10 protein-coding genes are annotated in these 14,235 nt (G+C 46.4%); 9 read left to right on the forward strand and 1 reads right to left on the reverse strand.

Annotated features, from left to right (window positions below; translation table 11 throughout):
- The first annotated feature begins 71 nt into the window (after positions 1-71).
- The 8 genes from ABDW33_RS16620 to ABDW33_RS16655 all read left to right on the forward strand — a co-directional run bounded on the left by ABDW33_RS16620 (position 72) and on the right by ABDW33_RS16655 (position 13,195).
- Positions 72-3,269 carry an LpqB family beta-propeller domain-containing protein gene (locus ABDW33_RS16620; protein ID WP_343691202.1) on the forward strand — a complete coding sequence of 1,066 codons (3,198 nt, stop codon included), beginning with the start codon at positions 72-74 and terminating at the stop codon, positions 3,267-3,269.
- 124 nt (positions 3,270-3,393) lie between these two features.
- Entirely contained in the window at positions 3,394-4,710 is a 1,317-nt protein-coding gene (eat, locus tag ABDW33_RS16625) for an ethanolamine permease (protein WP_343691203.1), read from the forward strand.
- The gene (locus ABDW33_RS16630; protein ID WP_343691204.1) at positions 4,707-6,077 is read left to right on the forward strand and encodes an ethanolamine ammonia-lyase subunit EutB; all 1,371 of its coding nucleotides are present in this window, start codon (positions 4,707-4,709) and stop codon (positions 6,075-6,077) included. Before eat ends, ABDW33_RS16630 begins: the two co-directional genes overlap by 4 nt.
- Positions 6,074-6,832, forward strand: a complete 759-nt coding sequence (gene eutC, locus ABDW33_RS16635; RefSeq protein ID WP_343691205.1) for an ethanolamine ammonia-lyase subunit EutC — start codon at positions 6,074-6,076, stop codon at positions 6,830-6,832. Before ABDW33_RS16630 ends, eutC begins: the two co-directional genes overlap by 4 nt.
- Positions 6,833-7,039: 207 nt before the next feature.
- On the forward strand, positions 7,040-7,534 hold the full coding sequence (locus ABDW33_RS16640; RefSeq protein ID WP_343691206.1) for a sigma-70 family RNA polymerase sigma factor: 495 nt from the start codon (positions 7,040-7,042) through the stop codon (positions 7,532-7,534).
- A gap of 45 nt (positions 7,535-7,579) precedes the next feature.
- A complete protein-coding gene (locus ABDW33_RS16645; RefSeq protein ID WP_343691207.1) occupies positions 7,580-8,503 on the forward strand; it encodes a FecR domain-containing protein in 924 nt (307 codons plus the stop codon).
- A gap of 33 nt (positions 8,504-8,536) precedes the next feature.
- A complete protein-coding gene (locus tag ABDW33_RS16650) occupies positions 8,537-11,692 on the forward strand; it encodes a SusC/RagA family TonB-linked outer membrane protein (RefSeq protein ID WP_343691208.1) in 3,156 nt (1,051 codons plus the stop codon).
- A gap of 3 nt (positions 11,693-11,695) precedes the next feature.
- A complete protein-coding gene (locus ABDW33_RS16655; RefSeq protein ID WP_343691209.1) occupies positions 11,696-13,195 on the forward strand; it encodes a SusD/RagB family nutrient-binding outer membrane lipoprotein in 1,500 nt (499 codons plus the stop codon).
- Positions 13,196-13,427: 232 nt separating this feature from the next.
- Here the strand turns inward: ABDW33_RS16655 and ABDW33_RS16660 are convergent, their stop codons facing one another.
- Complete coding sequence (locus ABDW33_RS16660; RefSeq protein ID WP_343691210.1) at positions 13,428-13,847, reverse strand: hypothetical protein; 420 nt, start codon at positions 13,845-13,847, stop codon at positions 13,428-13,430.
- 92 nt (positions 13,848-13,939) lie between these two features.
- Here ABDW33_RS16660 and ABDW33_RS16665 point away from each other — a divergent pair, with 92 nt between their 5' ends.
- Entirely contained in the window at positions 13,940-14,161 is a 222-nt protein-coding gene (locus ABDW33_RS16665; protein ID WP_343691211.1) for a hypothetical protein, read from the forward strand.
- Positions 14,162-14,235 lie beyond the last annotated feature (74 nt).

The raw sequence follows: 14,235 nt of genomic DNA on the forward strand, positions 1-14,235 counted from the left end.
TTATTTAATGGCAACAAGGTTTCATTTATTTATCTTTAAAAGATAAACAACAATCTGAATCGCCATTTTATATGAAAAAATTACTGCTAGCTTTTTCAGCCTGCTGCATGGCCTTTGCATCTTATGCTCAGGAAGATGCATTGTGGTTGCGTTATCCCGCCATCTCTCCTGATGGTAAGACCATTGCATTCGGGTACAAAGGGGACATTTACCGGGTGGACGTCAATGGAGGCGTCGCTGTACCACTCACCATTCATGAGGCGCACGACATGATGCCGGTATGGAGTCATGACGGTAAGCAAATCGCTTTTGCCAGCGACCGGAATGGAAACTTCGACGTGTATGTGATGCCGGCTACAGGTGGTACCCCGGTACGCCTTACCTACAACAGCACGGCTGATTATCCTTACGACTTTACGCCTGACAATAAACAGGTATTATTTGGCAGCCCCCGCAATGCACCGGCTGGTGATATCCGTTTTAGCATCAGGTTGTTTAATAACCTGTATACTGTACCGGTAACTGGTGGCCGTGCAATGCTGGTGAGTTCTGCCGGTGCTGATAATGCACATTACTCTGCGAATGGAGACAAGATCGTTTTCCAGGACAGGAAAGGATATGAAGATCCTTTGAGAAAGCACCATACCAGCAGCGTGACCCGCGATATCTGGGTGTACGATGTAAAGAACAAAACCTATAACCAACTTTCTACTTACGAGGGAGAGGACAGGGAACCGGTATTGGGCCCCGGCGACCAGCTGTATTACCTGAGCGAGAAAGGCGGGATTTCGCAGAACCTCTTCAAGGCGTCTCTGACTAACAAAGGAGAGCTAAAACAGCTCACTCATTTTGATAAGCACCCCGTGCGTCACCTGTCAATCGCCCATAACAATACATTGTGTTTTTCGTATAACGGTGAGATCTACACTTATCAGGAAGGAAAGGAGCCAAAGAAAGTAGCTATACAGGTGCTGAATGATGGCCGTGCAGCAGTGGTAAAACATCTGCCGGTGAGTGGTAATGTGACCCAGTTCAGGATGAGCCCTGATGGCAAACAGATGGCCTTTATCGCAAGAGGTGAAGTGTTTGTAAGCAGCGTGGAAAATAACATGACCCGCCGTATTACGAATACGCCTTCGCAGGAGCGGGGTTTAACCTGGTCTCCGGATGGCAAAACCCTGGTATATGCGGCAGAACGCAATGGTAACTGGGACCTGTATAAAACCACACTGGTAAGACCTGAAGAAAATTATTTCTTCAGCGCGACCTTATTAAAGGAAGAGCCGCTGGTCGCTACAGCCGCCGCAGAATTCCAGCCGGTGTTTTCTCCTGATGGAAAGGAAGTAGCCTATGTAGAAGACCGGAATATCCTGAAAGTATATAATCTCGCTTCTAAAAAGAGCCGTACTATTTTGCCGAAAGGACGTAATCACTCATACTCTGACGAAGATTGGGATTTCGCATGGAGTCCTGATGGAAAATACATTGTAACAGATGATCAGCAAGGTTATTTCGACGTCGTGAATGCAGCGATCATCCCTGCAGATGGCAATGGTAAAACCATCTTCCCGGTGTTGAGCGGATTTGGTGAAGAAAGTAATAAATTCTCAACTGATGGCAAGATGCTGCTGTACCTGAGCAATGCTGCGGGGCGTCGTTCTCTGGCCAGACAGGGTAGTAAGGAAAAAGATATTTATGCTGTGTTCCTGGACCAGGCAGCATACGACCGGTTTAAATTATCCAAGGATGAATTCAACCTGCTGAAGGATGATACGGCTGCTACTAAAAAAGACACTTCCTCCAAAACACCGTTCAAACCAGACTTTGAAAAACTGGAAAACAGAAAGGTACGTTTGACGATCAATAGTGCAAGTATCAGCGATTATGTATTGAACAAAGACGCCAGCAAGCTGTATTACATGGCCTCTTTTGAAAAGGGATATGATCTGTGGGTAACTGAACCACGTACCGGCGAAACCAAGATCCTGGCCAAACTGGGTGGATCATCAGGAGATATCGTGTTAAGTAAGGATGGCAATACCCTTTTTGTAAGTAACAAGGGAAGTGTAGTGAAAGTTGACGCTGCATCAGGTAAGATCACGCCCGTGACGATCAGCACAGAGTTCAACTGGAACCCTGCTGCAGAAAGAGCCTATATCTATGAGCATGCGTGGAAGGAAGTGAAGGATAAATTCTATGATCCTAAATTACACAATGTAGATTGGGAAATGTATGCCAGGAATTATGCGCGTTTCCTGCCACACATTAGTGACAATTATGACTTCCAGGAGATCCTGAGTGAGTTGCTGGGCGAACTGAATGCATCTCATACAGGTGGCCGCTATTACCCCTCTGCGCCGGAAGGTGATGCCACCGCATCTCTTGGATTACTATATGATGAGACCTTTATGGGCAATGGACTGAAAGTGGACGAAGTAATTCCGGGTGGTCCTTCTGATAAGGCAAAAAGCAAGATCAGAAAAGGTGTGGTGATAGAAAAGATTGATGGTGAAACCATTACTCCCGATGTGGACTGGGCGGTATTCCTGAATAGGAAGACAGGTGATAACGTATTATTGAGTTTGTATGACCCTGCTACCCAGCAACATTGGGATGAAACTGTGCTGCCATTTGCAGCAGGTGAGGAAGCCCCACTGATGTATAAGCGCTGGGTGACCAGGATGCAGAACATGGTAGACAAACTGAGCGACGGCAAAGTTGGGTATGTGCATGTGGAGGCCATGAACGATGCGAGTTACCGTTCTGTATACGATGCCGTTATGGGACGTAACAGGGGAAAGAAAGCGTTGATCGTAGATACCCGCTTTAATGGCGGTGGATGGTTGCACAATGACCTGAACACTTTCCTAAGTGGTAAAGAATACCTGAAGTTCGCACCTCAGATGGATAAGGTAGAAGGCGCTGAGCCACTGGACAGGTGGACACGGCCCAGCTGTGTGATCATGAGCGAGGGCAATTATAGCGATGCCTTCATCTTCCCATACATTTACAAGCAGAACGGCCTGGGCAAACTGATAGGTATGCCGGTAGCAGGTACAGGTACAGCAGTATGGTGGGAAAGACAGATCGATCAGTCTATCATTTTTGGTATTCCGATGATTGCGACGATTGGTAAAGAGGGCCGTCCTACAGAGAACCTCCAGGTTGAGCCTGATATCAGGGTGCCATTGAGGTATGAGGAAGAAATGAGTGGTAAGGATGCACAGCTGGAAGCTGCGGTAAAAGAAATGCTGCAGGAAATTAAATAAGCAGTCGTTTTTATTTAAGTATTATGGGGCCGGGGTTATTCCTGGTCCCATTTTTATTTGTATCTTAAGCGCACTTCAGGGATTTTGGGAACATTCTTTTACATCTAAAAGGTAGTGTTCTGTTATGTCGTCTTCGCAATCGTTAAAAAAAGTGATTCGCCCCATTCATTTGTGGGCTATTGGTGTTGGCCTGGTAATATCCGGAGAATACTTCGGGTGGAACTATGGCTGGGGGGTAGCGGGTACTATGGGGTTTCTCATTGCTACGCTGATTATTACCCTGCTTTATATCACGTTTATCTTCAGTTTTACGGAATTAACTACCTCCATCCCACAGGCGGGCGGGCCATTTACCTACACACACAGGGCCATGGGACCTATCGGCGGTTTAATAGCAGGCTATGCTACAGCCGTAGAATTTTTGCTGGCAACACCAGCAATCGCGCTGGCATTGGGAAATTACCTGCATTTTTTACATCCGGTCATACCGGTGTTGGGAAGCGGGGTGGCTTTTTATATCTTATTGACGGTGGTGAACCTGCTGGGGATTAAGGAGTCTGCTTTGTTTTCGCTCGTGATCACTTTGCTCGCGGTAGTGGAGTTGCTGGTGTACCTGGGCATCGTAGGCCCGTCTTTTAAGACGGCCAACTTCCTGCATAATTCAATGCCTTTTGGCTGGAAAGGGGTATTTAATGCCTTGCCATTTGCCATCTGGTTATATGTCTGTATAGAAGGGATTGCGATGGTGGCAGAGGAGGTGAAGGATCCACACAGGAATATACCGCGTGGATATATATCGGCCATACTGACGCTGATGTTGCTGGCGATAGCAGTGATGGTATTTACAGGGGGCGTGACGGACTGGAAATCGCTTGCTGCAATTGACTATCCTTTGCCGGAAGCAATTGGGGTGGTTTTAGGAAAGCAGAACGGTATCACTAAACTTTTTGCAGGGATTGGTTTGTTTGGGTTGATTGCCTCATTTAACGGGATTATTATCAGTTACTCCCGGCAGTTATTTGCCCTTGGGCGCGCAGGATACCTGCCAGGGTTCATGTCCACCTTAAGTCCACGTCGAAGAGTGCCGTATGTCGCCCTGAGTATTGGTGGTTTACTGGGCGTGTTTGCATTATACATGGGAAAGACGGATCAGCTGGTGATCTTATCGGTAATGGGTGCGATCGTGATGTATATATTGAGTATGGCGAGTCTGTTTATATTAAGAGAGAAAGAGCCTGCACTGGAAAGACCGTTCAAAGCACCATTGTATCCATGGTTTCCGGGGATCGCCCTGTTCCTGTCGGTGGTTTCGTTAATCGCGATTATTTATACTTACCCGATGTTAAGCCTGATCTTTTTCGGAGGACTGGCAGTGGCATTGATTATATTTATAGGGATGGGAAGGCACAGGCATCAGTCGGTTATAAATCTGGTTTCATGAGTTATCGGCATACAATTCATTCTAAGACTTACGTATTTAATGACCTGCGAACTTTGTTGGCAAGGGCTACTCCTTTCAGATCCGGCGATGCGCTGGCAGGGCTTTGCGCAGATAGTGCAGAAGAGAGAGTGGCTGCACAGATGGCGTTGGCTGATGTGCCATTGAAAGACTTTTTGCAGGAAGTGGTGATACCTTATGAAAAAGATGAAATCACCAGGTTGATTATTGATACGCACCATGCAAATGCATTTGCGGTGGTGAGTCATTTTACGGTAGGGCAGTTCCGGGACTGGTTATTGAGCGACCAGGCAGATACCACGACTTTACAACAGCTGGCGCCAGGTATTACTCCTGAAATGGTAGCAGCGGTATCGAAGTTGATGCGTAACCAGGATCTGATCAGCGTGGCAAAGAAGTGTGAGATAGTGACGAAGTTCAGGAATACAATCGGGCGCAAAGGACACTTGTCCGTACGGTTACAACCTAATCATAATACAGATGATCCGAAGGGGATTGCTGCCAGTATAATTGATGGCTTATTGTATGGAAGCGGAGATGCGGTGATCGGTATCAACCCGGCTACAGACAGTCCGCAGGCGGTCATCACCTTGTTGAAAATGCTGGACCAGTTGCGGCAGCAGTTTGAGATCCCTACACAATCCTGTGTGCTTTGTCATGTGACAACTGCTTTACAGATTATGCACAGTGCACCGGTAGACCTGGTATTTCAGTCGATAGGCGGAACTGAACAAACGAATAGTAGTTTCGGAATTAACCTGGCATTGTTGGAGGAAGCCTATGAGGCCGGGTTGTCATTGAACAGAGGAACCATCGGTAACAATCTCATGTACTTTGAAACGGGGCAGGGAAGCGCATTATCGGCGAATGCACAAGGCGGGGTGGATCAGCAGACCTGTGAAGTGAGGGCCTATGCAGTAGCGAGGAAATATTCACCTTTACTGGTGAATACAGTGGTGGGATTTATTGGTCCTGAGTATTTATTTGACGGGAAGCAGATTATCCGCGCGGCATTAGAAGATCATTTTTGCGGGAAGTTGTTAGGATTGCCGATGGGCGTAGATATTTGTTATACAAATCATGCAGAGGCAGATCAGGATGATATGGACAACCTGCTTACATTATTAGGAGTAGCAGGAGTTAATTTTATTATGGGGGTGCCGGGTGCAGATGATATTATGTTGAATTATCAGTCCACCTCCTTTCATGATGCACTGTATGCAAGGAAGGTGCTGGGATTAAAGCCTGCACCGGAGTTCGATCAATGGTTACAAAAGCAGGGCATTATGAATCATGAAGGAGGGTTGTTGCCGGTAGGGAATACACATCATTTATTGAAATACGTATGAGTCAGGAGATTGTACAACAGGATCCGTGGGCATCGCTGAAAGCATTTACGACGGCAAGAATAGCTTTAGGAAGAACGGGTACTGCTATTCCATTGCGCGAAGTGTTGAATTTTAGATTGGCACATGCGCATGCGCGGGATGCGGTGTATTCTGCGTTGGCCGTGAACATTTTGCAGGAGCAGTTGCATGGGTTCTTTTTACCCGTGTTATTATTACATAGTAAGGCAGTAGATCGTTATGAGTATTTACAGCGACCCGATAAAGGGCGGGTACTGGATGCAGAGAGTATAGCGATATTGAAAACTACGGAGAGCAGTTACCAGGGAAAGGATGTGGCTATCGTACTGGCAGACGGTTTGTCGGCAACAGCCATGAATGTGCATACATTACCACTATTGTCGGTGTTAATTCCTTTGTTTAAGAAGGCGGGTATTTCTCTCGCACCCATTTGCATGGTGCAACAGGGAAGAGTAGCGAGCGGGGATGAGGCCGGGGAGATCCTGCAGGCGAAGATCACGTTGATGTTGATAGGAGAGCGGCCGGGGTTGAGTGCGGCGGACAGCATGGGCGCTTATATTACGTTTGCGCCAAGGCCGGGAATTACGGATGAGGCGAGGAATTGTATATCGAATATCAGGGAGGAAGGATTGCAGTATGAGGCGGCAGCGGAAAAGATCGTGTACCTCATAAAGGAGGCGATGCGGTTGAAATTGACAGGTGTGGAACTGAAAGATAACGCAGGGTTATTGGATTAAACAGCATATAAAAACTGAGGCCTGGAGCCCCGTATCTTTATTTGAAAAAGTCAGCTTTGTTACGACTGCAGGTCCATTCAAAAATTCAGCCCCATTGTATATTATCAGAAAATATTAATATTTTACCCGCCAGACACAATCAAAATGACCTGGCCCGGAACTGATATTTCTGCCGCAACCGTTAATGAAGGCCTCCGTGACCAAAATATGGACGTCTTTAAGCAGCTCTACCTCACCTACAGTGAAGACCTGTTCCTCCTTGCTTACCGATGGGTAAAAGACGAATCTCTTGCCAAAGACCTCGTTCACAACCTTTTTGTACATCTTTGGGAAAAAGGCGCCTCTCTTACCATCACGGGCAATGTCCGGCATTACCTGTTCCGTGCTGTTACCAACCGGGCCCTCAACGAACTCAAACGTCAATCCAGGCATGTCAGCGAAGACATCCTGCAGTGGCAGGCAGATCCCGACTCACTCTATGAAACAGCCGACTATATCCTGTTACAGAAAGAGATGCTGCAACTGGTGCAGGGACTCGCCCCGCGTTGCAAAGAAATCTTCCTGCTCAGTAGGGTGCAGGGACTGGAACCGGCAGAAATTGCTGATAAACTGAATATTACGCTCAACACCGTTTATTTTCAGCTTTCGATGGCGCTCAAATACCTACGCATGCACCTGCTGGAGGAAAAAAAAGATCAGTAATATCAAAGTATGTCGATCCTGAAATGTCTTAATTAATATACAATCATGAGTGTTGATGATATAAGGGAATTTATAACAGCCTGCCTGGCAGACCCTGCAAATGCAGAGAAACAGGCAGCACTGGGGCAATGGCTGCAGGAATCTGCGGCAAACCGTACGCTTTATGCTGAACTAAAGCAGGTATGGGATGCTGCGGAAAACATGCCTCCTACACCATTCAATGTGGAAGAGGGATGGCAGACCCTGTTCCGTCAAGTTTCTGAACCATCAGCTCACGTTGTTGAATTAAAGAGGGAAATTGCGAGCAGTGCCCGGGAAGAAGCACCCGGTGCTACTGCTCCATTTTTTAATGTAAAGCAATATGGTTGGGTGGCAGCCTGTATATTATTGCTGCTTACAGCCGGGGGCTATTTATGGATAAACCGGCAACAATTTATTGTTATCCAGGCGTTAAATACAGAGATGATCAAACTACCAGATGGTTCTTCCATCCGGTTACAGGCAGGTACTTCCCTGCAGTATGACCGCTCATTTGCACAGCGACATGTCGTCCTTACTCAGGGAGCCGCATATTTTTCCATTTCACCGGATGAAAAGCGTACATTTATTGTACAGCTGCCACGCTCCACGGTCACAGTACTCGGTACCTCATTTAATGTAAAAGCCAGTGGCACAACAGAAGAAGTAGTCGTTGAGGAAGGTAAGGTGCGTCTTACTACTCATACTGATACCCTCATTTTGACGAAAGGCGCTGCCGCCCAGGTTACGCTTGCCGGAAGACTACTTCAGCCCAGACTGTCCTTTACCAACGAAGAAGCCGGTACGGTGGCTACTGCATTATCGAAGTATTACCAGGTGAACATAACATTGCCAGACAGCACTTTCAGGAAGAAGAAGATAACAGCCAACTTCCAAAACATGTCAGCCAGTGAAGTACAGCAGGTACTCAATGCTATATTGGAGCAATAGTGGTCAGCTTCCCTGATCGCTGTATTGACAACTATGAGAACCAAAACCATTTGCTGTTTACTCACCCTGTTCCTCGTTGTGTGCCACTGCCTGAAAGCGCAGGATAAACTGTCTATTCATGTGGACAATGAGCCGATCATTTCCGTACTCCATCTCATCGAAAAACAATCAGGTGTTTTATTTGCCTACCGGAATGAAGTGATTGATGCAAATGAACGCATTACGATCCATTGGGATAATGTGCCTTTGCCAACTATTTTGGGCTTTATTTTCCCATCTGCCCAGTACGAACTTCGTACCATTGGTAAGCAGGTTGTGATCATTAAAAAAGGTGTTGTAATACCCGCATCGCCACCGCGGATTATTGATATTAGTCCTGTGGTGGTAACTGCTTTGGGAATCAGCCGGCAGCAGCGTTCATTAGGATATGCCTATGCTGAACCTGGGCCGCAAACATTTACCACCAATCCCGTGAGTGCATTGGCAGGAAAGGTAAGCGGGCTCAATATCATGCCTGTGAATAGCGGGGTGGGTGGGTCCACTAAAGTAACACTGAGAGGATCAAAAATTATTGGTGGCGATAATACACCTTTGTTTGTAGTTGACGGTATTCCTGTTAATAATACTTCTCCCGGGCAGGCTGATAAATATGGGGGGTATGACCTGGGAGACGGAACCGCTATTATCAATCCGGATGAAATTGCAGGTATCACTGTATTGAAGGGTGGGTCAGCGGCTGCATTGTATGGAAGCCGAGCTGCAAATGGGGTGATGTTGATCACAACTAAGAAAGGAGAGAAGGGAGTGTCGGTAGAATACACCGCCAATATATTGATGGAGAAGCTGAACGATAACTACGACTTTCAACATACATACGGGAGCGGGCAGGCCGGAATGTTGCCCAAAGACATCTCTACAGCCAGAGTAGATGCACAGAAAAGCTGGGGGCCCGGCATGAATAAAGATAGTACGGTTGTAATCTGGGACGGCCGGAACGTACCTTATGTAAATGCCCGCAATACCATCAGTCAATTCTTTCGCAAAGGATTGACGCTCGCCAATTCGGTCGCGTTGTCGACAGGTACAGACAAGGTTCAGTTGCGCGTTGCTTACAGCAACGTCAGGCAGCATGATATAATTCCGTTGAGCAGGCTAAGCCGAAATCATATAACCCTGAGAGGTAGTGCCAGGTTGTCTCCCAGACTCATGCTGGATGTAAAGGGAACTTATTTGTGTGAGGATGTATTTAATCGCCCGGCGCTTTCTGACAATCCTAATAATATCGGGTATGTGCTGAGTGGTATTGCGCCGAATATTGATATCAACTGGTTGAAAACTTATAAAGACCCTGTCACAGGTGATTATATCAACTGGAACAACAATGCTTACCAGGTAAACCCCTACTGGGCTATCAACGAACAACCCAATAACAGTACACAGCGGCGGTTTAACGGATTTATCTTACTGAAATACCAATTGTGGCCGGGGCTTTATATCCAGGGTCGTACCGGCACCGATTATTCCCGTTTTGCATTCACGGAGCTGATGCAATATACTACCCCTTATTATACAACGGGTGGGCTCACGCAGCAGAACCGGAATTTACAGGAAACGAATGCTGACCTTTTAGTGAACTACACTAAAAAGTGGAAGAAGGTCACGATGGAAATTAATATGGGCACAAACAGGATGGATTATAAAGAAGAGGTGCAAAATATTACTGGTAGAGACATGAAGGTAAGAGGCGGTACAGACATCAGTAATTTTCAGACGCAACTGGCAAATCATCAGTTATACAGAAAGCGCATCAATTCAGTGTATGGGGCGGTCACTATTGGTTATAAAGACTTCCTTTACCTGGATCTGACAGGGCGTAATGACTGGTCTTCCACATTGTCCGCAGGACACAACGCTTATTTTTATCCTTCTGCTTCTGCCAGTTTTGTGTTTTCCTCATTGTTGCCTGATCATGCGATCCTTTCATTCGGAAAATTCAGAGCAAGTATAGCACAGACAGGCACAGATGCGGTAGCACCTTATCAGTTGGCGTTAACGTATGCAAGGAATCCAGGTATACCCGGTGTGGGTGGTTATGTGATTGGGGGCGTGGCGACAGACCGGGTACCATATGCTAACCTGAAGCCAAGTCTCAGTCGTTCTTATGAAACAGGTGTGAATATGGTTTTGTTTCATAATCGCATTCAATTTGACTTCACCTGGTATCACTCCAACACCCGGAACCAGATTCTGAATGCACCCATTTCGCCAACAAGTGGGTATACCAGTGCAGTGATCAATTCCGGGAATGTATCTAATGAAGGTATAGAAGTGTCGCTGGGAGTGCATCCTGTGTATAAACAGGATTTTAACTGGCTGGTAAATATAAACTTCGCAAGGAACAAAAATAAGATCATCTCTCTCAGTTCACTGGTCTCGGATTATTATACATTGGCATCCGCGCGTTGGGGCAATGCGGGTATCATTGCGAAAGCCGGTGCAGCATATGGAATGATCACGGGAAAGAATTTTCTCCGCGATGAAAAAGGACGACTGGTCCTCGATGCGAATTATTTACCACAATATACTGCTGCAGATGACAACCTCGGAAGTACACAGTACAACTGGACAGGAGGGATCACCAATACATTTACTTACCGTCGATGGTCCTTTGCGGTGTTATTGGATATCAGGCAGGGAGGGAAGATCTTTTCAATGACGAATCTGTTAGCTTATCAGAATGGACAACAAAAGGGAACGCTGGAAGGGAGAGAAGGTTGGGCAAGATCAGAAAGAGAGCGGTTGGCTGCCGGCATTGCTTTGGCTGACTGGACCCCAACAGGGGGACTGCATATAAATGGTGTTAAGTTGGTAGGGGCAAACAGGCCCCAGTATCAGGAAGTAGAAGGATATGTAAATCCTGAAACTTACTGGACGAGGGTGGCGGAAAATATACCGGCGCCTTTTGTGTATAATGCCGGTATGGTGAAGATCCGTGAGTTGACATTGAGATACTGCCTGCAGAAGAATTTGTCCGTAGCATTGGTTGGCCGCAACCTGTTGACACTCAGTAAACATGTACCGAATATCGATCCGGAGTCCAGTTATAACAGCGGGGATGGGCAGGGCTTTGAATATGGTTCATTACCTACCCGGCATACTTATGGAATCACGCTTCATGCAAAATTTTAGAAGATGAAAATTTACCATTATTGTCTGATGATAATTTTGAGCAGTAGTTGTACGACCAACTTTGGCGTTATCAACACAGATCCTGTAAATGGAAGCAGCATTGCGGCGGGGGAGCAGTTGGCAGCTGCTGCATATCTGCTGGATGGTGGCCGGGAAATGGGATATCCGAATCTGTATATTTTTCAGCCGATGGTACAGTATGTAGGGGGAACTTACGGTATGCGTGCGGGGGGGAAGTATGTGAGAGACGAATTTTATAACGGATTGATGTGGTCGGATTACTATGGCAGGTGCATCAAGCAACTGGCAGATTTACTACAGCAACATCAGGAGGATAGTACGCAGGTAAACTATGTGGCCGCGGCACGGATACTGAAAGTATATATTTTCTCTTTGCTGACAGATGCTTATGGAGACATCCCTTATTCACAGGCAGGGCTGGCGTATTATGAGAAAATTTATACCCCGGTATATGATCAGCAAGCTGATATTTACAGGGATTTTTTTAAAGAATTGACAGCGGCGGTTCAGCAATTCGACGACAGGCAGCCGGTAATTACGAACGATATTGTTTACAATGGCAATCTGACCAAATGGAAGCGTATGGCCCGTTCACTTCAGCTACGGCTGGCAATGCGACTTTCAGGTGTGGACCCCGTGCTGGCCAGAACACAGGTGGCGGCAGCATTTGCGGGAGGGGTGATGCAGCGTAATGATGATAATTTTGTAATGATCCACGAGGATTATAATTATCCTGATCTGCGCGGCAATGGCTATGCGCAGGCACTGCGGGAGGAGGAGGCATATAGGTATACCATTGGTACGACGACGTTTGTCAATTATCTGAAGCAGGAAAATGACCCACGGTTAGGGAAGATCTTCGTGAACACTGACAGTGTGACGAAATACCTGCCTATCAACCCGGGACTTTACTGGTGGGAGGACTGGAAGGATTTTGTAGGGGAGAACGGGGAAGTGGTAGGACAGGCAAATAAGTATTGTCATATCAGTGCACCGTTTTATCAGCAGGGTGGATCATGGTTACATATGGGATACGCAGAGACAGAGTTGTTGTTGGCAGAAGCAGCGGTAAGAGGTTGGATCGGAGAGGATGCGAATGTTCATTATCAGGCAGGATTGCGGGCGGCAATGCATCAGCTGGAGATGTACCCGGGAATGGTCCCGTTGTCAGACCAGGAGATTGAAAATTTTGTAGCAACACATACATTACCGGCTAATGCCATGGAAGCAATTAGTATGCAGAAATGGGTCGCTTTATTCCCCAATGGATATGAGGCATATGCGAATATGAGAAGAACGGGTTATCCGGTATTGAATCCTATTATGGATGTAAATGGTGAGTCAGAAACAGGAGGACATATACCCAAACGGTTATTTTATCCTGCAGCAGAGGCATTGTCAAACCCCGTACATTACCAGGCGGCGATAGAAAGGCTGGGAGGGCGTAATGATTGGCTGCAGCCGGTATGGTGGGATAAGTAGGGGCATCTTTCGCCTCATCTGGTAAGGAAAAGGTATACTATCCGCCACGCCGGTATACAGCTGGCTGAATGGAAATTTTGACAATAGTGTACATACCTGTAAGAGGAATGGCCCGTTTGCTTTTACCCTCCTCCTGAATAGGTTCGAAGCGACCTGGCAATTGGGATGCGTTTCTGCATGTTCAGTACAGAAGCGTATCTTTTTCAATGTCTGGTGCCCGTGAGAAGATGGATTACATGGTCTCCTGCTCTTCCGGGTGCTTAGGCTTGTGATAGAAATAGTAATAAGCCAGAATCAACACGCCTGCCAGGAAGGGAATTAACGCCAGGTGTTTGTAGGTAATGCTCCCAAAGCAGATCTCAGTATCAAAATGCATAAACTCACTGATCATCCAGTAAGAATTTGCCATAATCCACACGGTAATTGCCAGGTTATGGCATAGCTCAGACATAAACTGCCGGGTACGCCACGCGATTACAATTGAAATGATCAGTGTAGGAAAAATCATAATAATCCCCAATACCGGCCATACCATACACCAGCTGATGTCTTTGAGTAACCAGAATACGATGTGTAAATTTTCCATCTTCCGGTATTTGAGAGGAATACTGTAAACAGGACTTTTTTCCTGCGTAGTGGTGGTGTCAGACATGTTTGATTTTGATTGAGGTAGCAAAAATAAATATTCTGGCATCAATTGGTACAACTCTTGTAATATCTCTATCGAACCAAAAAAGTAGAGATATGAAAAAGGCATTAATAGCAGCCTCTATCGTAGGTGCAGCAGCAGCAGGTGTAATTCTTTATTTGGCTAACAGGAGCCGTGCAGAACAACTGCTGGATAATTTAAACGATACAGTGGATGATCTGACCAACAGAGCTGATGAAGGCCGTCGTATTGCCAAAAATCATTTACGCAAGTCTCGCAGGAAAGTTAATCATATGATCCATGACCACATGGGATGATAAAAGAAATAGCAATTATTGAAAGGTCCATCCGGGATACAACGATCCGGGATGGACTTTTTGCATTTCGGTAG

Origin of the sequence: Chitinophaga sp., assembly GCF_039596155.1 — a bacterium.
Classification (GTDB): domain Bacteria; phylum Bacteroidota; class Bacteroidia; order Chitinophagales; family Chitinophagaceae; genus Chitinophaga.

Bases quoted from the DNA above. Each gene is read 5' to 3' on its own strand.
- ABDW33_RS16620 (WP_343691202.1), top strand. From the start codon at position 72: ATGAAAAAATTACTGCTAGCTTTTTCAGCCTGCTGCATGGCCTTTGCA.
- eat (WP_343691203.1), top strand. From the start codon at position 3,394: ATGTCGTCTTCGCAATCGTTAAAAAAAGTGATTCGCCCCATTCATTTG.
- ABDW33_RS16630 (WP_343691204.1), top strand. From the start codon at position 4,707: ATGAGTTATCGGCATACAATTCATTCTAAGACTTACGTATTTAATGAC.
- eutC (WP_343691205.1), top strand. From the start codon at position 6,074: ATGAGTCAGGAGATTGTACAACAGGATCCGTGGGCATCGCTGAAAGCA.
- ABDW33_RS16640 (WP_343691206.1), top strand. From the start codon at position 7,040: ATGGACGTCTTTAAGCAGCTCTACCTCACCTACAGTGAAGACCTGTTC.
- ABDW33_RS16645 (WP_343691207.1), top strand. From the start codon at position 7,580: ATGAGTGTTGATGATATAAGGGAATTTATAACAGCCTGCCTGGCAGAC.
- ABDW33_RS16650 (WP_343691208.1), top strand. From the start codon at position 8,537: ATGAGAACCAAAACCATTTGCTGTTTACTCACCCTGTTCCTCGTTGTG.
- ABDW33_RS16655 (WP_343691209.1), top strand. From the start codon at position 11,696: ATGAAAATTTACCATTATTGTCTGATGATAATTTTGAGCAGTAGTTGT.
- ABDW33_RS16660 (WP_343691210.1), bottom strand. From the start codon at position 13,847: ATGTCTGACACCACCACTACGCAGGAAAAAAGTCCTGTTTACAGTATT.
- ABDW33_RS16665 (WP_343691211.1), top strand. From the start codon at position 13,940: ATGAAAAAGGCATTAATAGCAGCCTCTATCGTAGGTGCAGCAGCAGCA.